General features: G+C 56.9%; 22 protein-coding genes. 13 read left to right on the top strand and 9 right to left on the bottom strand.

All coding sequences use genetic code 11. From position 1 onward, the window contains the following. Positions 1-30: 30 nt before the first annotated feature. From D2E25_RS04980 to D2E25_RS10675, 6 genes are all read right to left on the bottom strand, one after another. Positions 31-855: an FAD:protein FMN transferase gene (locus D2E25_RS04980; RefSeq protein WP_164514723.1), complete on the bottom strand. Its 825-nt coding sequence runs from the start codon at positions 853-855 to the stop codon at positions 31-33. Between the two features lie 89 nt (positions 856-944). Continuing rightward, positions 945-1,463, bottom strand: coding sequence for an FMN-binding protein (locus D2E25_RS04975; RefSeq protein ID WP_164514722.1), 519 nt, complete (start codon positions 1,461-1,463; stop codon positions 945-947). Between the two features lie 233 nt (positions 1,464-1,696). Then, on the bottom strand, positions 1,697-2,641 hold the full coding sequence (locus D2E25_RS04970; protein WP_125980381.1) for an urease accessory protein UreD: 945 nt from the start codon (positions 2,639-2,641) through the stop codon (positions 1,697-1,699). 28 nt (positions 2,642-2,669) lie between these two features. Next, positions 2,670-3,278 carry an urease accessory protein UreG gene (gene ureG, locus D2E25_RS04965; protein ID WP_125980379.1) on the bottom strand — a complete coding sequence of 203 codons (609 nt, stop codon included), beginning with the start codon at positions 3,276-3,278 and terminating at the stop codon, positions 2,670-2,672. 195 nt (positions 3,279-3,473) lie between these two features. Then, entirely contained in the window at positions 3,474-4,205 is a 732-nt protein-coding gene (locus D2E25_RS04960) for an urease accessory protein UreF (RefSeq protein ID WP_125980377.1), read from the bottom strand. Between the two features lie 135 nt (positions 4,206-4,340). Continuing rightward, on the bottom strand, positions 4,341-5,114 hold the full coding sequence (locus tag D2E25_RS10675; RefSeq protein ID WP_241217021.1) for an urease accessory protein UreE: 774 nt from the start codon (positions 5,112-5,114) through the stop codon (positions 4,341-4,343). A 339-nt stretch (positions 5,115-5,453) separates the two neighbouring features. Between D2E25_RS10675 and cbiM the strand changes: the two genes are divergently transcribed. The 6 genes from cbiM to D2E25_RS04920 all read left to right on the top strand — a co-directional run bounded on the left by cbiM (position 5,454) and on the right by D2E25_RS04920 (position 10,282). After that, entirely contained in the window at positions 5,454-6,626 is a 1,173-nt protein-coding gene (cbiM, locus tag D2E25_RS04945; protein ID WP_206430736.1) for a cobalt transporter CbiM, read from the top strand. Beyond that, positions 6,619-7,536, top strand: a complete 918-nt coding sequence (locus D2E25_RS04940) for an energy-coupling factor transporter transmembrane component T (protein ID WP_125980375.1) — start codon at positions 6,619-6,621, stop codon at positions 7,534-7,536. Before cbiM ends, D2E25_RS04940 begins: the two co-directional genes overlap by 8 nt. Continuing rightward, positions 7,533-7,733, top strand: coding sequence for a hypothetical protein (locus tag D2E25_RS04935; RefSeq protein WP_125980372.1), 201 nt, complete (start codon positions 7,533-7,535; stop codon positions 7,731-7,733). The genes D2E25_RS04940 and D2E25_RS04935 overlap by 4 nt, the downstream gene beginning before the upstream one ends. 24 nt (positions 7,734-7,757) lie before the next feature. Beyond that, complete coding sequence (locus tag D2E25_RS04930; protein ID WP_125980370.1) at positions 7,758-8,501, top strand: energy-coupling factor ABC transporter ATP-binding protein; 744 nt, start codon at positions 7,758-7,760, stop codon at positions 8,499-8,501. 166 nt (positions 8,502-8,667) lie between these two features. After that, positions 8,668-9,978: an ATP-binding protein gene (locus tag D2E25_RS04925; RefSeq protein WP_125980367.1), complete on the top strand. Its 1,311-nt coding sequence runs from the start codon at positions 8,668-8,670 to the stop codon at positions 9,976-9,978. 67 nt (positions 9,979-10,045) lie between these two features. Beyond that, positions 10,046-10,282: a hypothetical protein gene (locus tag D2E25_RS04920; protein ID WP_125980365.1), complete on the top strand. Its 237-nt coding sequence runs from the start codon at positions 10,046-10,048 to the stop codon at positions 10,280-10,282. Positions 10,283-10,329: 47 nt separating this feature from the next. On the opposite strand, the gene D2E25_RS04915 is transcribed toward D2E25_RS04920, so the two are convergent. The 3 genes from D2E25_RS04915 to D2E25_RS04905 all read right to left on the bottom strand — a co-directional run bounded on the left by D2E25_RS04915 (position 10,330) and on the right by D2E25_RS04905 (position 14,571). Beyond that, positions 10,330-11,046 (bottom strand): hypothetical protein, encoded by a 717-nt coding sequence (locus tag D2E25_RS04915; RefSeq protein WP_125980532.1) that lies wholly within the window; start codon positions 11,044-11,046, stop codon positions 10,330-10,332. A 1-nt stretch (position 11,047) separates the two neighbouring features. Then, the gene (locus tag D2E25_RS04910) at positions 11,048-12,070 is read right to left on the bottom strand and encodes an NUDIX hydrolase (protein ID WP_164514729.1); all 1,023 of its coding nucleotides are present in this window, start codon (positions 12,068-12,070) and stop codon (positions 11,048-11,050) included. Between the two features lie 263 nt (positions 12,071-12,333). Next, positions 12,334-14,571: an RNA degradosome polyphosphate kinase gene (locus tag D2E25_RS04905; protein WP_125980360.1), complete on the bottom strand. Its 2,238-nt coding sequence runs from the start codon at positions 14,569-14,571 to the stop codon at positions 12,334-12,336. Positions 14,572-15,183: 612 nt separating this feature from the next. Here D2E25_RS04905 and D2E25_RS04900 point away from each other — a divergent pair. From D2E25_RS04900 to D2E25_RS04870, 7 genes are all read left to right on the top strand, one after another. After that, positions 15,184-16,122, top strand: coding sequence for a CpaE/TadZ family protein (locus tag D2E25_RS04900; RefSeq protein ID WP_241217018.1), 939 nt, complete (start codon positions 15,184-15,186; stop codon positions 16,120-16,122). Next, positions 16,115-17,113: a TadA family conjugal transfer-associated ATPase gene (locus tag D2E25_RS04895; RefSeq protein ID WP_125980527.1), complete on the top strand. Its 999-nt coding sequence runs from the start codon at positions 16,115-16,117 to the stop codon at positions 17,111-17,113. Before D2E25_RS04900 ends, D2E25_RS04895 begins: the two co-directional genes overlap by 8 nt. Further along, positions 17,101-17,763, top strand: a complete 663-nt coding sequence (locus D2E25_RS04890; protein WP_125980358.1) for a type II secretion system F family protein — start codon at positions 17,101-17,103, stop codon at positions 17,761-17,763. The genes D2E25_RS04895 and D2E25_RS04890 overlap by 13 nt, the downstream gene beginning before the upstream one ends. Before the next feature lie 12 nt (positions 17,764-17,775). Further along, positions 17,776-18,456: a type II secretion system F family protein gene (locus tag D2E25_RS10670; protein ID WP_241217016.1), complete on the top strand. Its 681-nt coding sequence runs from the start codon at positions 17,776-17,778 to the stop codon at positions 18,454-18,456. 178 nt (positions 18,457-18,634) lie between these two features. Continuing rightward, positions 18,635-18,925: a DUF4244 domain-containing protein gene (locus D2E25_RS04880; protein WP_125980355.1), complete on the top strand. Its 291-nt coding sequence runs from the start codon at positions 18,635-18,637 to the stop codon at positions 18,923-18,925. A 112-nt stretch (positions 18,926-19,037) separates the two neighbouring features. Further along, positions 19,038-19,352, top strand: coding sequence for a TadE family type IV pilus minor pilin (locus D2E25_RS04875; protein ID WP_206430743.1), 315 nt, complete (start codon positions 19,038-19,040; stop codon positions 19,350-19,352). Beyond that, positions 19,343-19,717 carry an Rv3654c family TadE-like protein gene (locus D2E25_RS04870; protein WP_125980353.1) on the top strand — a complete coding sequence of 125 codons (375 nt, stop codon included), beginning with the start codon at positions 19,343-19,345 and terminating at the stop codon, positions 19,715-19,717. The genes D2E25_RS04875 and D2E25_RS04870 overlap by 10 nt, the downstream gene beginning before the upstream one ends. The last annotated feature ends 26 nt before the right edge of the window (positions 19,718-19,743 follow it).

Here is a 19,743-nt window from a genome sequence, read left to right as displayed (position 1 = left end):
ATGGTCTGTGATGATGAGTAGTGGCGGGGATTAATGACGATGGAAAGAATTGGAATCTGCTCCGATTTCGGCGATACTGCCATCTGTGCGGACCAATATCGCCATAACAGTTGCGCGTGCGATGTCGTTGCGGGAAACGAGAGTTTGGAAGGCTTGTTCGCCAGCGCTAATCGCGGTCGTTGCCCACATGTCCGCGAAGGTAAGACGGTCGCAGACAACGGTAGCTTGCGCAAGATCGTGCGCGGTGCGGGTGATGTGCTCGCCGCGCGCAGTCGTGCCTGACGTGGCGATGCCGGCGTTACGCGCTGTGATCGTGTGTGCTGTGATCGTGTGCGGGGCGATCGTGTGCAGGGTTTTGGACGCATCGAACGGGTCAGCCACGCCGATATTCCACTCGAAACCGCTATCGTCGCGTACAGCAGTTTGAATATCGCCTCCGCCGCCGATTGCTGCGGCCTCACAGCGGCCGGCATCAAGCAGTGGCTTAAGAAACCGACGATGCGCCTGTTCCACGGCCCAACCTTTGGCGATGCCAGTTGGATCGTAGACGCCGGCATGCATTGGGTTGAAATATCCATCGGTCAGGTCTTTTGCTTGCTGGCAGAGTGCGTAGATTTCAGCAAACGCGGTAGGGGAGTTATTGCGGCCAAACCTATCGAGCGGGCCAGGACTCAGCAGCGCCGACCAATCTCCTCGTCGGGCGGCGGCAACCTGTGAATCATCGCGAAACGGCGAGAAGGTCACATCAACATCGGCGAGAAACGCTTCAATGCGAGGCGTCACCTCGTCGAGTAATGCATCGAGCTGATGTGCTTGGTTGTCTGCGACAAGCTGGATGGTAAACGGGATAGTCATCGCGTGGATCACGCGCGCTCTAATGGCGTAATGTGGTGTGGCCATGGCTGTTGGAACAGAGCTATGTGCGGATCGGCAGAGTGGCGTGGTCACTTGCTGGCGTTCAGCGACTGGTTGATAGCGTCCTGCAGCGAATTGACGAACGCTGTCGAAGTTTCAGTAGCTCCTGAAACAAATTGAATATCGGAGCTCTGCGCGCTAATCGCCCGTTCGGTAAGCGCCGGGATTGCCTGCGCGTTCACCGACTGCGATCGACCGTGCGTTGGCGCTTTAATCGTAGTGATCTTGGTGATTTTGCCGCCTTCGACCGTAACTTGCAGCTGGATTTCGCCGTACTCGTTTGGGGAGGCGACGGACGTGTACGTGCCGTCTGTGAGCTCGCCAGCGGAGGATGAGCTGGAAGTGCCGGACGATGAGCTGTCTTGGGACGATTCTGCCCCATTAGAGCTTGTCGAGTCTGATGCGCCGCTGCCAGATGATGCCAGTGCGCTGCCATCGGCTGTAGCTTGCCGTGCCAGATGCGGTTTCACGAACAGCAAGAACGCGTCAGCCACGATGGCCAGCCCCGCTACGACAGCGATGAGCGTCTTAGTAATAGTCGCTTTCATTAGTGTTCCCCTGAAGATATTCCCCGTCCACAGCCCCGCGGGATGGTACATCCCAGTGTGCAATCGAGTGATTGCGCGGGGTCTATGGTTTTTCGTTACTGTGAACGGTACCTGTGGGGTTCTGGTGGAGAGGTCAACAAATTCTGAAAGCCAGCTGAAAATCGTGTTGCTTGTGAAATATCTCACGCTGAGTGATGCGTAGACGGCGATGTCACTGCATAGTAAGGAATCGCTTACCGTTCAGTGACCATGTCGGCCACGTCCTTAATGAAGTCAAAAGCGTCATCACCACGCGTAGTGAGCAGACGCACGCACACGCCGTTAATCGCGCGGCTCACACCCAACTCGCCGGTAAAACCGACCGAATCAGCATGCGAACGGATACGATCGATCAGCGCATCCTCGGCGGCGATACGCGCCTGCTCAATGCGCGCGGCGACCGCGGCGGACGACGTATCTGCATCCATATCAGCCGCCGCCGGGTCGATTTCTGGCAGATGCGCGTACAGCACGCCGCAATGCGTAAACGACCGCCACATGCCCATCTCCGTGTAATCAAACGAAGCTGGCTCCAACAGCAGTCGATCCGCAAACGCAAGCCGCGCATGCGATTCGACCTTCGGCGGCCGTCCGCGACGGCAACTCGCTGCGTCTCCAGCAGACGAGTCAGCTGCCGCCGCAACCGCAGTCGGCTCGTCAACAACCACACGCAGTCGATTCGCAAACCGTCGCATCGCCCAACGCTCATCCATACCCACGCGTCCGCACGTCACCACATCCGCATACACAAACGTCGACTCAGCCGCAATATGCGCACTCGTATGGTTTTCGAACGAGCTACCTTGGAACGGAATCACCGGAAACGGCAGAAACACAGCTTTTGCGTCGCCCTGCACAGTCAAGTCAATCGTGCGCGACGCCGAACCGTCGCCAGTGTTGAGCACCTTCTCATAACTCTGCGTCTTTATCGTCGAATCCGTACCCGGGCCAAAATCGATCGCAATATGCGCTTCATCGCCCTTCAAAAAACCCGGCGAAGCGAGCATCACAATGAAATCTGAATGCTTGCCGTTCGTAAACGGCGTCATCAGCTTAAACGGCGCCTCAAAATACACGTCGTCGATTTTCGTGCGCCCGTGCCGGAACGCCGTAGACAAGCGGAATGTGCTGCTGGGCATGGCTAACTCCTGCGGAAATACGTGCGGATCACATATCCTCGAACAGCACGGACTTTTTGATCCATTCGATCACGTCGTCCACGCCGTCGCCGCCCATCAAATCAGTGAAAATAAACGGGCGATCGCCGCGCATCTTTTTACTATCGCGGGCCATCACATCCAAGTCAGCATGCACCAGCGGCGCCAAATCAGCTTTGTTAATCACCAGCAAATCAGAACGCGTCACGCCTGGACCGCCCTTGCGCGGGATTTTGTCGCCCTCATCGGTAGCGATCACGTAGATCGTCGCATCGGCGAGGTCAGGGCTGAACGTGGCGGACAGGTTGTCGCCGCCCGACTCGACGAACATAATCTGCACATCCGGATGCGTGCGGGCCATTTCCTCGCACGCTTCAAGGTTCATTGAGCAGTCCTCGCGGATGGCGGTGTGCGGGCAGCCGCCGGTTTCCACGCCGACAATACGATCGGGCGATAGGCGGCTGTGCTCGATGAGGAACTCAGCATCCTCCTTGGTGTAGATGTCGTTCGTGACGACGCAGATGCTGTATTCGTCGGCCATTTTGCGAGTGAGACGCTCGATAAGCGCGGTCTTGCCCGAGCCGACGGGGCCGGCAACGCCAATGCGTACGTATGACATGGGGTTCTCCTTTGTGTGGTGGATGGGTAATGATAGGTGGTTGCGATGCCCGGCGGCTGGCGGCATATGCGATGCGCGACACGCTCAGAGCCGCTCGGCTTCGCTCCGGCGTGTGCTCGCGGAGCTTAGCACACGCCTGCGCTGCTTACGGTCGCGCATCGCATATGCCGCCAGCCGCCTCGGTTATCCGTACAGTTAGCTCATATACAGCCTCGAATATAGGGTTTCGTGTTGCATGGCGGCGATGTCGAGGTAGGCGCCGGAAATGCCCAGATCGTCGGTTTTGAGCGTCATCGCGATGTCAACCGCGCGCACGAGCCGTGGGAACGAATCATGCAATGCGACTTGGCCCGCGTACTGGCTTAGGGGAATTGCTTTCGCGGCGCACATTGTCAGTGCGCTGAGCAGCGAATAGCCGTACATGATCGCCGCATCGCGCACATCCGGCGCATGGTCGGCCGCATACAGTCCCATCGCGATCGAATGCAAGCCACGGCAGCGCCCCCCGCGAATCAGCTCAGCGTACAGGTCAAGGGACGGCGAATGCTGATCACAGCCGGCGTCCATCTGGTCCGCAAGCTTGATCAGTCGCGTGCACATGCGTTCGCTGCCCTCGCGAATCTCGCGCGCGGATTGTAATGCGCTCGCAAGCTCGTCCAGTTCAATCAGCTTGGTGGCCAATCCGCGCTCTGACAGGCGCGCGTCGGTCGCGTACCGGCCAGCGATCACCATTTGGCCGATCTCTTTGTACGGTGCGACTTCGAGATAGTTCTTCATATACTGCTCGAAGTCGGGGCCGCGGCGCAGAAAATCGCGTTGTACGAACGTTTCCATGCCATTCGACAGTGCGAACGCGCCCACAGGGAACACGCTGTCGCACACCTGCAGCATGGCGAGGCGTCGCGCTTCGGTTTCGTTAACGTTCATGTGGCGGCTTTCGTGTGATCGGGGTGCTCAATTTCTTGGCTCCCCTTGCCAGGGGAGCTGTCACGCAGTGACTGAGGGGTAGTCAGGACCTATCTCATTGCGTCCGTAGGGATTCAATAGTTGGCCGATCTTGCGTCAGTGCGTGTGCCAGGTGCGGCCGCCGTCGTGACTGTGCGAGCCGTCGGGGCGGTGCAATACGCCGTTCGACTCGTATTCGCCCGGTTTGAGTTCGTATGGATGATCAGCATCGACGCCGGATTCGGTGTGGACGTGATCGTGATGGTGACCGTGCGCGTGATCGCCGTGGTGCGCGTGACCGTGCTCACCGTGATCGTGACCGTGACCGGCCGCCGCGCTCGCCCCGCCGTTCGCGGCCTCTTTTGCGGCCCAGTCGGCGTCTGCTTCGGCTTCTTGCTCTTCTTCGGCCACGTCGCCCGTGGTCTTGTTCGTGCCCGGAATGATCGTGCCCGAGCCAGCGTGCGCCTTGACAATCAGGAACCCGTCGAAGCCACCCTCGATGATGTGCGGCTCGTAGCCGATCTTCTTCGTGTACTCCATCGTCGGGTGGTCGTACGGCACCAGCACGCGGTCGTTCTCGACCTTGAGGCTCAGATGACGGTTGCCCAGCTCGAAGCACAAGCGGCCCATTTCCTTCATTGAGCTCACCGGGATCTCGATGAGCTGAGCGGTCTTGATGCGCGCGAAATAGCGCTTGTCCTCGGTTTCGGCGAGCACGTCGCCGTCCTTGATCGTGCGCCCGACCATCACGCCGAACTCGGTGCCGTCCTCGGCAACCTTGCGCATGCGCTTCTTGTCTGTTTCGAACCAGTCGAACGCGATCGGCACGTTGAGCTTGCCGTCGTCGTAATGCTGCTCGATGATGTTGCCGGTAATCTCCTTGGCGATCATCCGCGCTCCTTCCGTTATCTGCATGCTCGCGTCGGCGATCATCGCTGCCGCCGACTGAACTGAGGGACAGTGTACGAGCGCGATTGCGATCGTTTGTAACGAATCATCGCAGGCGCACACCATCGCGCACAAAAGCCCGCGAAAGAGCGCGGAATACATCAAAAAAATACTTGAAAAATCATGCCCACGATACGAAACACGTGAACGCTGCGTCGGCGTTTCGCAATAATCGCAGCCATTTGACGGGCAGCGTGCACAAGCTGAATCAAAGATGTGATATTACGTTGCCATTCACAACGACCACCTGCCCTTGAGAGAAAGACAGGAAGGAAGACGCGCATGACACCAACCTCCGGCACCATGACGATTGCCATGCACATTCCCGATAATTTCGTTTCGCTATCCACCGGCGCGGTGTTTTGGGTGATCATGATTCCTATTTGGGTGCTGTGCATGCGCTCGGTTATGCGCGAAGCCAGCCCCGAAAAAATGGCGTATTTAGGCGCGGGCGCGGCGTTTTCATTCCTTGTCATGATGTTTAACGTGCCTACTCCCGGCGGCACGACTGCGCATGGCGTGGGCGCGGCGCTCATCGCTTTGCTGCTTGGGCCGCAGTATGCCACGATCGCCGTATCGGTGGCGCTGCTATTGCAAGCACTGCTCTTCGGCGATGGCGGCCTGATCACGCTTGGTGCGAACTGCTTCAATATGGCTGTAGTGCTGCCGTTTGCCGCGTATGGAGTGTACGTGCTGCTGCGGCGCGTGGCGCGCGCGATGCAAGGTCGTGAGCGTGACCGGGGGCGTGACCGTGAGCGTGACGCAGCGCGGGATGTGAAGTCTGCTGCCTCGCAAAGTGGCCGCCTGACTGGGCGTATCGCGCAATTCGCTGCTGGATACGTTGGCATTACGCTCGCTGCATTGTGCGTGGCGATTGAGCTCGGTATTCAGCCGATGCTGTTCCATGATGCTGCCGGCCAGTCGCTCTACTTTCCGTTCGGCCTTGCGGTAACGATTCCCGCCATGCTGATCCCACACCTTGCGGTGGCTGGCATTGTTGAAGGATTGATGACCGTTGTCGTCGTTGAATTCGTTCGCCAAAGCGCGCCTGAAATCGTGCGTATTGGCGCCATCGAAGCGAACGCAAACGCAAACCAGCCGTCCGCGAACACAACGTCAGTGGCACACGGTTCGTCGCGCTCAGGCTTGCGTCGATCTGCGTGGATTGCGCTCGCCGTGGTTGCGCTGCTCTCGCCAATCGGCCTGCTCGCTACCGGCGACGCTTGGGGTGAGTGGGGTGCTGAGGATTTCATGGCCGCGACCGGGCTGGACTACGTGCCGCAGTATATTGCGCACGGGTTCACGTGGAACGCGGTGCTGCCTGACTATTCGCTGGCTGGCCTGCCGGACGTGGTTGGCTACCTGCTGTCCGCGGTAATTGGCATCGCTGCGCTGACTATCATCTTCCGTCTGCTCGCGCTTGCTGTGCGCACGAAGAGCACCAAGCATGCCTGATATCAACGATTCGCATGCCCAGCCAGCTCACTGTGCAGATCATTGCATAACTCATCGTGCAGATCGCCGCGCGGCATCCTCTGCTGCGCTGCCGGCCACTGTTGTGTTGCCCGCGTGGCTGCGTGAATCCGAACAGTATGATCCTCCCACCGACCGGTCATCGTTTATTGAACGCAATCTTGGTCACATTGGCGCTATGCTTGCGCAAATTGGCGAGCCAGCGAACATTACACACAGTCCGCTTGACCGCGCGCTGTGCCGTGTGGCGCCATCGTTGCGATTGATTGGCGTGCTGGCAGCGATCATCTGTGTGAATGCGACGCGCAATATGCTGTTCGCATATGTCATGCTCGCGGTTGTGCTGGTTGCGCTGGCCGTGCGCCCGGCACGACTGATTGCGGCTGTGCTTCAGCCAACACTGGCGGTGTGTGCGCTCAGTTTTGTGATTGCACTGCCCGCGGTGTTGGTAGGTCAAACTGACGCTCCTGTACGGCTGGTTGTGCGCGCTTTTGTGGCCGTGTCGTTGGTGATTACGCTTGCGCGCACGGTACCTTGGAACCGGCTGATAGCGGGCCTTCGCGGCCTTGGTGTGCCGGATTCGGTGGTGTATGTGTGCGATGTGACCATCCAGTTTCTTGATGTGCTGGGTCGTTCGATGGAGGAGCTTCTGGACGCGCTGCGATTGCGCAGTGTTGGCCGAGATTCCCGCAAACTCATGTCTGCAGGGCGGCTGGTGGGCGCGTTATTTTTGCGCGCGAATACGCAAGCGCGGCAGATGGCAGAGTCGATGATGTGCCGCGGATTCGATGGGCACTACCGTGTGTGGTGCGAACGCTGGCTGACTGTGCCTAACGCGGTGTATGCGGTTGTGGTGGCCGCGATGATTGCGTTCGCGGTGTATCTGAGATGAAAAAGAATCAACAATCCCCTTCAAATTCGGTAGATGTGGTGAAAATGGGCCTTCAAGAAACGGATGTGGTGAAAAAGGGCCGTGAAAACGGCTTTTTGGCGCCTTTCATGGCATTGTTTTCCCCACTTTCTGTTTACGGTGTCCGATTTTCCCCACATACATCCAATATTGGAGGGGGTGGTCGTTGTGAACATTGAACGATCTTGGAAAGGAGAGCTGCCATGTTGGGAACGCGTAACGCGAACAGTAGCGTTGGTGCCGAGTGGTTTCGCGGCGATCCGTTGGTAGAACTTTCCGATATTGATTTCTCGTATCGTGGTCACAGTGATGGACATGCGCATCCGGTGCTGCGCGGGTTTTCGATGACGATTAACCGTGGTGAATGTGTTGCGCTACTTGGCCCGAATGGTGCCGGTAAGACTACAATCATGCGGATTATCAACGCGTTGGAATTCCCTGATTCTGGTGATTACCGACTCGGCGGCACGTCGGTGAAGCGATCGATAGTCGAGGCGAAGAACAGTCTGTTCGCAAAGGCTCTGCATCAGCATGTGGGATTTGTGTTTCAGAATTCGGACACGCAGCTGTTCTGCCCCTCAGTCGAGGAGGAAATTGCCTTTGGCCCGATGCAAATGGGATTGCCGGATGCGGAAGTTACTCACCGCGTGGATGACGTGATCGCGTTGTTTGGACTGAGTCAATTGCGCGATCGTGCGCCGTATCGACTGTCTGGCGGCGAAAAGAAGCGCGTCGCGATCGCCTGCTGTATGTCACTCAATCCCGATCTGCTCGTACTTGACGAGCCAACCGACGGACTGGATGAACGCAATACCGACATCGTGGTCGACGTGCTGCGCGCCTTCGTTGCCGCCGGCAAAACCGTACTCATCTCCACGCATCACCACGACATCGTCGAGCGCTTAAACGCCCGTATCGTGCGCATCACGCCACTGGTTGAATCCTAGCCGGCGCAGTCGCATAGCCATATTTGGTGTAAAACCGGGAATGAAATTGGCGTAAACTATGGAATGGAATTGACGTAAACCATGGAACGAAATTGGCGTAAACCATGGAATGATGTGGGTGTAAAATCGATATTACAGCGGATGGTTGATGGTAAAAGGTTGGAATATGAGCGATTTTGAGATGGCGGACAGTGTGCTGCTGAAGTCGAACTATCGGCCGCGAATCGTAGATGATCGATTACGTAAGCTGCTTAAAGCGTTCGGCGCTGTGGAGATTGTCGGTCCAAAATGGTGTGGAAAAACGTGGACGGCACTGTCTCAAGCTCGTAGTGCGGATCGTCTGGATGATGCGGCCACGTTCGCCGCTGCGCAGACAGATCCCGCATTGGTGCTTATGGGTAAAGAACCACATTTGGTTGATGAGTGGCAGGATGTGCCGCAGATTTGGGATGCTGCGCGTCGACATGTGGATGACAATGCAAATCGCAAGGGTCAACTCATTCTTACTGGTTCTGCCGTGCCGAAGGACACCGATGTTATTCACCACAGTGGTACCGGGCGCATTGCTCGTCTTCGTATGTGGCCGATGAGTTTGTCGGAATCTGGGCAATCTACTGGTGCGGTGAGCTTGTCTGCATTGTTTGACGGAGAATTCAAACCAGCGCAGTGTAATACTGATATCGCGGACGTGGCGCGGTGGTGCTGCCGTGGTGGCTGGCCGGCCAATCTTGACTTGGATGATGAATTTGCTTTAGAAATTCCCGGCGAATATATTGCCAGCGTATTAGATGTTAGCGTTCCACGTATGAACCGAAGCTCAGAGACAACGCGTGCGCTGATGCGCGCTTTGGCGATGAATGTTGCGCAAGCGCCGCGATATACGACTCTCGCTGGAGATATGGCTTATGGCGATGAGCGGCGCGAGCCGGATATTCAGACGGTGAAAAGCTATCTTGAGATGCTCAAGAGCTTGTATTTGCTTACTGACTTGGAGGGCTGGGAGCCGCCGTTGCGTGCGAAAAGCCGTGTGCGTACTACTGCGAAACGGTATTTTATTGATCCGTCATTGCCGGCGGCGGTGTTGGGTGCGACGCCACAGATTTTGCTGAGGGATACGCAGACTTTGGGGGATTTGTTTGAGACATTGTGCATACGTGATCTCAGCGTGTATCTGTCAGCTATGCCCGGTTCTGGCAATCGTATCGCTTACTACCGCGATGATAAGGGGCTTGAGGTAGATGTGATTATTGAATTGGCTGATGGGCGTTGGGGTGCTATTGAGATCAAACTCAGTGATTTGAAAGTCACGGACGATAATGCTGCCAAACTTGAATCATTCCGCCATAAGATTTGTGGCAACCCTCAAGCACAAGTTCGTGACCCCGAGTTCATGATGTTTCTCACCGGTCGCGGCCACAAAGCTTACCGTCGTTCCGACGGCATCCTTGTAGTCCCTATCGCCACATTGGGCGCATAGGCCAACGCGTAAAGCCAAAAGACCGGTGGGCTTTTTGTAGTGTTGGTCTGAATGGATCGATAGGCGAATGAAAGTTGAATTGAGCCTTCACGGAGCGAAGTCCGTAATCGCAGGGTTGGAGGCACTCACGGTGTTCATCGGCATGGAATCGAATGCCACCGTGAACCAAGTGCATCCGGGTGCAGCAAAGAAAAGAAAAAATAAAGCGCCGAACCACGAAAGCGCCTGTCGGCGCAAAGGCCGCTCGCAGCGGCAAAAAATGGAGCCCGGGGCTATGCATGGCCCGACGCGGATATCAGTATAGCGGGTACGTATGGTCTTCTGCGCGCGCGTGTTGCGAGCGCAGGTCGCCTACTCCAGCTTGCCGCGCCTCCACAACACTGCACCATGGCGGAAATCCTTAGCAGTCACCGACAGATTGCCGGCAGTATGCATGAGTCGCGCAGCTTTCGCGCGCAATGTCGGCGCATTACCATCCGCGCCCAACAGTGCAGCCTGCTCGGTCATATGCTTCGATTCCACGCGCAATCCCAACACCACAACATCAGTAAACGCGCCCGCACGCTCCAGCGCCACAGCAAAATCGCCGGTAAACGCGCCCGTGAGAATCGAGTCAGCAGTGCGCGCAATATCATCCTCAGTCGGCGCCTGATCCACACCAGCAATCGCGCTCGCAGTCGTCGCCACGGGCTCGCCGACGCGCCACAAGCGCGAAATCGAATCGCGATTCTTACGCATCCATGTGCGCAGCAAATACAGTCGCCACAAAATCCCCGGCAGCGAATCCGGTTCCGCATGACTCCATAATTCTGCGATCACATCCACGCCTTCGCGGTCCACCAGTGTCAGCACACGGTCCACGAGCGCCGCATCCTCAGTATGATGCACGCGGTCAAGCAGCGCGGCGGCAGAAGCGTGACTCATTTCAGTAATCACCTCAGGGTCAGCGCCGCCCGCAATGCCTTCAATCAAACCCGGGTCAATCTGCCCCGGGCGCGAAGGACGCGGTGAGCCAGTAGGCGTAAAACCAGTACGGCTGGAGACGATGGAATGCGAACCGTAGTGCAGGCTAGTAGACAAGTGGAGCAACTTTCTGAATATCGATGATTTTCATACCATGTTCGCTTTGCACTACAAACAGTGCAATAGCAGTGCCCGTAGGCATATATGGCGATGAAGGAATGAGCTTCTTCGCCAGTGATGGCTCACTGCACAGTGGGCGCAAATGGTCAAAAATGCCGCCGATAACCGGCCTGTGCATGCACACTGCAGTCGCGCCGCGGTGTTGTAGCGTGTAGGCAAGCTCGCGCTCGAAACACTTCCAAGCACGATCGGGATCTTCAGCGAACGCGTCTTCAGTAAGCTCATCAGCCATGTGCAGTGGTAACCCAGTTTGCCACGAGAGCATTTGGATAGTTTGCTGGCAGCGAATCCACGGGGAGGTTACGAGTCGAGTCGGGTTGTAGCAAGCTAGTTCGCGGTCGAGCGAGTAGGCTGCGGCTGAACCCTTCGGCGTGATTGGGCGTTTCGCATCCGTGCCCTTCCACAATTTACGCGGCTCGGCTTTACCGTGACGCACCAGCAGCAGCGTATCGCCATCCACGGCGCCTTGTTGCACGCGGTCAACAAACAGCGCGAGAATATCTCGATCAGTTGAATGCGTGAGGATGTGCCGAGCTTGCTGCACGCTGACCCAAATGATTTTGTCGATTTCGCCGATATCGGCACGGTGCACGGGGCCGAACGCGTCAGTCAGCCGTTCGCGCTCTTCGGGCGTGATGACTGACGCCATCCAGTACAAAATATGTTTCGTATCAACCGTGCGGTCTTTAGAACGCCGGGTTTTCTTGCCTTCTTCAGCAAGCGGATACTCGATTTCGCCAAGGGAAGGGCCGAGTGCTACTGGCAGGCCGGTTTCTTCGCTGACTTCGCGCACGGCCGCATGTCGATGCGTTTCGTTGACTTCCAGCTTGCCTTTCGGCCAGCTCCAATCGTCATATTTCGGTCGGTGTACGATGCACACTTCGATCGTGTCGAATACCGACTGCGGGCTGGCTCCCTCCGGCTTGTGACCATAATCAGAGAACTTCATCCACCCCTGAAAATCGGTATTGCGACGGTACAGTACCGCACCTGCGGCTTCTACGATCTTCACGTCACCACTCACCCTTCCATTATGCCCCACGCGCACGTTGACTACGTTGTTTGCGGGCAGGAACGACAATGGCCGACCCGGTGTGGGTCGGCCATTGTCGTTCAGATCTTGATTTTGGCACTACGATACACGATCTGAATGCAATCCGTGAGCATTTTGTTATCGCTCACAGGGGGTGTGTTGCTGGCAGCGTGCTGCTGTCAGTTGTTCGTGCGCGGGCGACGCGTGTGCTTGCGAATCAGGTACTCCTGGCAATCCACCAGCGGGCGGCCCTCATCATCACGCGAATGGTGCACATAGGTGCCGTCAGGCTGCATGTGCCAGCTCGCGGTCGAATCAGCCATCTGCAAGTCCACGTAGCGAATCAGCTCGTCCACCTGCTCCGGAGCGGTAATGCGCACCAGAGCCTCAACACGGCGGTCAAGGTTGCGGTGCATCAGATCGGCAGAACCAATCCACACTTCCGGGCCAGAGATCGGGCCTTCGCCGATCTGCGGGCCGTCGGAGTTGCAGAACGCGTAAATACGGCTGTGCTCGAGGAAGCGGCCGAGAATCGAACGCACGCGAATGTTGTCGCTCAAGCCTGGAACGCCAGGCTTCAGCGCGCAAATACCACGCTCGACAATGTCGATCTTCACACCAGCCTGCGAAGCGCGGTACAGTGCGTCAATCGTCTTCTCGTCAACGATCGAGTTGACCTTGATCTTAATCCACGCTTCCTTACCAGCCTTCGCGGCATCCTCCTCGCGGCGGATGCGCTGAATCAAGCCAGTGCGCACAGTACGCGGAGCGACGAGCAGACGATGGAAGCTCGACTTCGGCGCGTAACCGCTCAGCTGGTTGAACAGGCGAGTCAGATCCTGGCCAACCACCGGGTCGCATGTCAGCAGGCCCAAATCGGTATACAGTCGTGCGGTCTTCGGGTTGTAGTTACCGGTACCCACGTGGCAGTAGCGCTTGAGGCCGTCCTGCTCTTGGCGCACCACTTCAATGAGCTTGCAGTGCGTCTTCAAACCGACGATGCCGTAGACGACGTGCACGCCGGCGCGTTCGAGCTTGCGAGCCCACGCAATGTTGGCGTCCTCGTCGAAACGAGCCTTGATCTCCACCAGTGCCAGCACCTGCTTGCCCGCGTGTGCAGCGTCAATCAGCGCGTCGATAATCGGCGAGTTAGAGCTGGTGCGGTACAGCGTCTGCTTAATGGCTAGAACCTTAGGATCTGCCGCAGCTTGTGCCAGAAACGCTTGAACTGACGTTGAAAACGAATCGTAAGGGTGGTGCAGCAGGATGTCGCGCTCGCGGATAGCGGCGAAGATGTCCTGCGCGCGGCTCGATTCGACTTCGGCGATCTGACGATTGGTAGTCGGGATGAACGGGCGGTTCTTCAAATCCGGGCGGTCAAGTGACTGCAGTTCGAACAGCACGGTGAAGTCGAGCGGCGCCGGCAGACGGTAGACCTCCTCCGGGTTGACGCCGAGCTGGTCGGCGAGCAGCTGGGAGAGGAACGGACTGGTGGCGTCGGAGATCTCGAGACGGATCGGCGGTCCGAAGCGGCGGCGCAGCAGTTCTTTCTCCATCGCGTTGAGCAGGTTCTCGGCGTCATCCTCTTCAACGTCGATGTCCTCGTTACGCGTGACGCGGAAGGAGCGCGCCTCCTTGATGATCATGCCCGGGAACAGGGATTCGAGGTGCGCGATGATGAGGTTCTCCATTGTGATGAAGCCGAAGCGCTCCTCGCGGCTCTCCTCATCGGTTAGGTCGTCAACGGGCACCAGGCGCGGCATGTTGCCCGGGATCTTCACACGCGCGAAGTGGGACTTGCCGGAGGTCGGGTTCTCCACCAAAACGGCGAGGTTCAGGGAGTTACCGGAAATGTACGGGAACGGGTGAGCCGGGTCGACGGCGAGCGGGGTGAGCACCGGGAAGACCTGCTGACGGTAGTAGCGCGACAGGCGCTCCTGCTCGGCGTTGGTGAGCTTATCCCAGCTGAGCAGCACAATGTGCTCTTCGCTCAGGGCTGGCAGCAGGTGCTCGATGACATAGTGCGCGTGCTCGTTCTGCAGGCGGTGAGCTTGTTCGCTAATCGAACGCAGCTGTTGGCGTGGGCTTAAGCCGCTGGCTGCGGTGACGGCGATGCCAGTGTCGATACGGCGCTTGAGGCCGGCGACACGAACCATGAAGAACTCATCAAGGTTGGAGGCAAAGATTGCGGCGAAATTGCAGCGTTCCAGCAGTGGCTGGTCTTCGTCTTCTGCGAGCTCAAGAACGCGCTGGTTGAACTTTAGCCAGCTGAGTTCGCGGTCAAAGTAGCGATCTGCAGGTAATGGCTCTTCGCCGGCCTGCGGTTCGCGCTTGTCGGGCTTGTCTGTTTCGGCGATGTGCTCAGCGATTTGGCTGCGCAGAATGGCCTTCGAAGGTGCGTCAAATGTTTGTGCCATAGCTTCCTACTTTAGGCGAATTCAATCGGCGACGCGATGAATTTTCCGCCGTGGCGCGTGAGAATTCAACGGTTGTTTACCCGCGCGGGGTTGTACTGAGCGAAGTGCGACACGCCGTGGCTTAGAGCCGATCGCACAAAACCACACAGCGAGTGCGGTGAAAACGCACAAGAGATATCGGACTTGGCGCTGGAATGATCGGCATTGAACAATTGCGATAAAAAGCGCACAACGTAGTTTTTCGAGTTGCGAGTGAGGCGGTGCGCGCCTAGATTATGAAGTGCAAGGAAAACTTAAGAGCAGGCCCACAAAAGTGTATGGTCACGAAAGACTGTTACGTTGAACGGGCATTGGAAAGACTTACCGTTACGACGATGATGTTGTGCAGAGATCTGCTCGAGTGAACTTGCGGAGGAAGCCCGCCGATGTCGGCGGGCTTCCTCGTTTTTTGCGACCTGTGGAATCCTGTGAAGTCATGTCGCGCACAGTGTGCAAGTGGACGCATGTGGATACGTGTGGACGACACGCCGGAATGTGGATAAGTCGGTAGCCTTCGACCACATACCCCGGATTTGCTTGCGGTATTGCGCCGTCTCACGGTTCAATCAAGGCATGAACAGTCAGATACCGTCGAAGACGACGACCATGCCAGCTCCTTCGCCCGCGCGGCATGCTATGGTGCCGGGGCAGATCGGTGCGCGCGAACAGCAGCGGCACGCGAGCAATGTGCGCACTATGGTGATGCCACGCACTATGCCAGCGCGTGCAGCGCCTTGCGAACAGTTGGTTTCCGGGCATGCAGCCGTGCCGATTCGCGATAACGTGTATGCGATACTTTCGCTCAGCGGCGGTATTGGCGTAAGCATGGTAGCTGCGATGACCGCGCTGCGACTTGCTCAGCGCAGGCATAGTTGCGTGCTAGTTGACTGTGACTTTACGGCTGGCGGTCTTGATGTGCTGCTCGGTTTAGAAAATGAACCAGGGTTACGATTTCAAACGGTAAAAGCTCCATTAGGGCATGTGGATGGTCCAGCGCTCAATCATGAACTACCGCGGTGGGAACGTGTTGGTGTGTTATCGAGCCAGCCGTGGAGTGGTGAGAAGCCTGATTCATGGGAGATTCTGGCCGTATTGCAGGCATTGGCTGAATCCAATGATGTTGTGATTGTCGACATGGCAGACGGTGCGTTGTATGAGCGTGTGCCTGAGTTGGCGTCATACACACAGATTTTGATCGCGGAGCTTACCGTACTGGGTTTGGCTCGTGCCAAGCATGCCAAAACGATGCTGAGCCGGCAGGGGTGCGCCAAGCCGCTGATTGTGGGAGCTTGCCCGCGTGGCGCATCACCGAGCAAAAGCATTGTCAGCGTTGAGGATGCTCAAGAATATCTCGGCGATACGCTGCTGGGAGTTATTACTCCTGACCGGCATATCCAAGCCGATGTGTTGGAAGGTCTCGGCGTGCGTGCCGTCAGCAAGGGGAGCAGACGAGCCATAGACGCGCTGGTGGAATATATCGAAGATGATTTGGGCGGTGATGACGATGGTTGAGTTTGGGCCATTGGATGAGTTGGCACGCGATCCAATGGTCACTGATGTGGCGGTCACCTGCGAGGGAAGGGTGTGGGCGGACCGCGGGGAGGGAATGGAGGAGTGCCTGCTGCGATTGCCACTACGCAATCCACGCATTGTTCGCGAATATGCTGTGCAATTATGCGCGCAAATGGGTCGTCGTCTTGACGATGCTTGCCCAATCGCGGACGCTTCAAGCGTGGATGGTGTGCGCGTGCACGCAGTAATTGCACCGCTAGTACCGCAGGGTGCTGCGATTTCAATCCGATTCCCTGATCGGGGGCGGCTTGGATTGGATGCGCTGTGTGGGGCCGGTCTATTTCCAGAAGAGTGGCTTGCTGTACTGCGATTTCTAGTAGATCGTCGCGCGCGCATATTAATCACCGGGGGTACGGGCGTGGGGAAAACCACGCTGCTCAAAGCATTGCTTGCCGAATGTGCAGCAAATGATCGTATCGTCACAGTAGAAGAGGTACGCGAGCTTGGCGAACTGCATCATGGCAATCATGTATCGCTAGTATCACGTGAAGCTAACGTTGAAGGCGCTGGCGCCGTAGGTTTGCCGGAATTAGTCAAAGCTACATTGCGCATGCGCCCTGATCGTGTGATTCTTGGCGAATGCCGTGGCGAAGAGATTGTTGATTTACTGCGAGCGTTTAATTCCGGCCACCACGGTGGTATGACCACGTTGCACGCAGATGGAGTTTCTCGCGTGCCCGCTCGACTAGTGTCATTGGGATTGCTGGCTGGCGTGGAACCAGCGTCGATGGCCATGCTTGCAGAAGGTGCATTTGACGTGGTACTGCATCTTGAACGGCAGAACAGCCGCCGTCGCATTGCACAAATCGGTTGTCTTGCAGCGCAAGGTGACTCCTTAGTTGGTATGCCGGCAGCAGTGTGGGGAGGTCTCGGTCGATCGGTGACGCCAGGGCCAGCATGGGAGCGGTTTGTAGGGAGATGGCAGTCATGAATATGAGCGACATGCCACTAGTGGCTGCGATCGCAACAATGCTATGGCTACTGCTATGCCGTATGAAACCTGTACGTCGTCTCATTGGCGATCGGTCAGTGTTTGACTCAGATAATGCTGGTTCTCCCGCTGATCATGTAGGAATTGCTGCGGTCATCGCCGCTGTGAATGCTCACGTGCGCGCGGGCGGTAATGCTGTTGACGAATTTGAACGGCATATGGGGCATGCGTTTGCCACGAATACGTTAACGTATTCGCGAATTCGCGCAGTGCTCATGAAACGGCGGCGTGAAGGGGAGAATGACCGGCAAGTTGCCGTGATCGCCGCGGAACTAGCTGCAGCGTGCGCGTTGAGTGATCGCACAGGGTGTTCGCTCGCGCATTGTCTAGACGTGGTCGGTGCTGATCATCGCCGTTTACGTATGCTCGCAGATTTGCGTCGTAGCGCGTTCGCAGTACCGCAGGCCACAGTGGTATTGCTGTCAATCCTGCCGTTAGGCGCGGTGCTGCTTGGTGAGCTCTTTGGCGCGGACCCGTTGCGTTTTCTCTTCGGCACAGTGCAAGGCAACGCATGCCTAGTAGTGGGCTGTTTTGCATATGTATTAGGTGTGAGTTGGATGACGGTAATGATGCGTGATACTCAGGGGTGAAAGTGAGGCGGCATGCGGTGGAATGAAGATGTAGCCATCGCAGTGATAGCGGTAGTAGTGATGGCAATGCTGTGTGGGTGGCGGCCGCGCCGACAATTATGTGCGATGCCGCGACGGCATGATGACTTGCTGGGGGATGATGTTGCCGCTGCGCGTGATGGCCTTGGCGCGCGTGCAGGGAAGCGTAAACGTAGTCATATGCGCGCTCGCAAACGTGGCATAGATGACGTAGCAAACAGCTTCAACGAGCTTGATCATCGTCCTGCGATTCCGCTGACACTGGTAATGGGCTTGCTGTCAGTATCTCTGCGGCAGGGTGCGTCAATTCCGCGTGCATTAGATTGCGTTGGTGAAACGTTGGACTGTTCCCTAGGCGATGAGTTACGTGTTGTTGCGCGTGCGTTGAATCGCGGAGTGGGTTGGAATGCAGCTTGGACAGTGCATAATCGTGGGCTGAATGCGGGCGCAATGCGCACATTGTGCGACGCGTTGGAATCATCATGGAATCATGGATCATCGCCATTGGGTCGATTAGAAGCCGCCATCGATCAGCAGGATGCAAGTGAACGTGCAACGATCGAACAGAGCGCTGCAAAACTGTCTGTGAAATTATTGATGCCGACAGGATTGTGCTTCCTGCCGGCATTCGTATTTTTAGGAATTATTCCTGCAGTTGCGTCGTTTGTAATGTGAGATTGGTGATATGAGTGAACGGTTGTCCACATCCTATGTGGATGACACGCCGAAGATGTGGATAACCCGGTAGCCTTCGACCACATAGTTCGAAAACCACTCGGTAAACAGCGACTTTCAGGCACAGTGGAACTACCTCGTCGTTTGGCGAGGAACCATATCAGCGAAAGGAACGCTCATGAACATCAATGAGGATCTCATTGGCATTAACGGTCGCAACGGTCCATTCACTTGCATAAGGCGAGGATGCAAGGCGGCTGCCTCGAAAATGAGAAACGTCGCGTGCATGGTAGATGCGAGACTGCGAATGGTAAGCGAAGAGCCTGAGGAGGGGGCTGCAACCGCTGAATATGCTCTCGTGTTGATTGCCGCAACTGGTTTTGCTGGGCTGCTTGCCACGATTCTCAAATCAGACGTCATCGTCAACATTTTGACGGAAGTCATTAAGAAGGCTCTGAGCATTGGGTAACAGCGCCTTTGAACATGACGGTCGATCGGCCGGCGGTGTGGGACCCGTCGGCCGCGCGGCCAAACGTCAACACGCTCGCTATACATGGTGGCTTCACAGCGATGAGGGTGCAATTACTGCAGAGTTTGCGACAGTGCTTCCTGTTGTTGCCCTAATCGCAGTGATATTGCTGGGATTGACACGTACGGTTGTCGTGTCGATGAACTGTCAGGATGCTGCAGCCGCAGCGGCACGTGAATTAGTGGTCGCACGCGACGAAGCGAATCCACAAGCGACTGCGCGGGCGATAGCTGGCGATGCTGCTGTTGTTTCAGTGAACAGACATGACAGTACGGTACAGGTACAAGTAACCTGCCCAGTGCTGCCTGACCCGCTCGGCGTACTGCCGACCACAGTTACCGGTTCAGCGACGGGAGTATGGGGATGAGTTGGTTACAGCGATCTGATGAGGGCTCCGGCACAATGCTAGGAGTGATGCTCATAATGCTAGCTGGCGTGCTCATGGGGGTAATCGCGGCCGCTGGCAACCTGCTCATCTGCCAGACCAAAGCGCGCTCTATCGCCGATGTAGCAGTGATATCCGCAGCAGATTCATTCTGGAAAGGGGCAACGAATGATCCGTGTGCTATAGCGCAGTACGCTGCCAAAGCTGATGCTGGTAGCGTGACCGCATGCTCTACTGAGGGGGATGATGTCACCGTTACGGTTGCCGTGCCTACTAAAGTACCGTTTATGCCAACTGTTAGCCAACAGTCTCGAGCTGGACCATTGCTTTGTGACGCAGAACACTAGCGCAACTCGCATACGATGGGATATGT

It is taken from the genome of Bifidobacterium goeldii, assembly GCF_003951095.1.
Lineage (GTDB): Bacteria > Actinomycetota > Actinomycetes > Actinomycetales > Bifidobacteriaceae > Bifidobacterium > Bifidobacterium goeldii.
The sequence above is the reverse complement of the archived record's forward strand: the minus strand, read 5'-3'. Positions and strand labels throughout refer to the sequence as shown.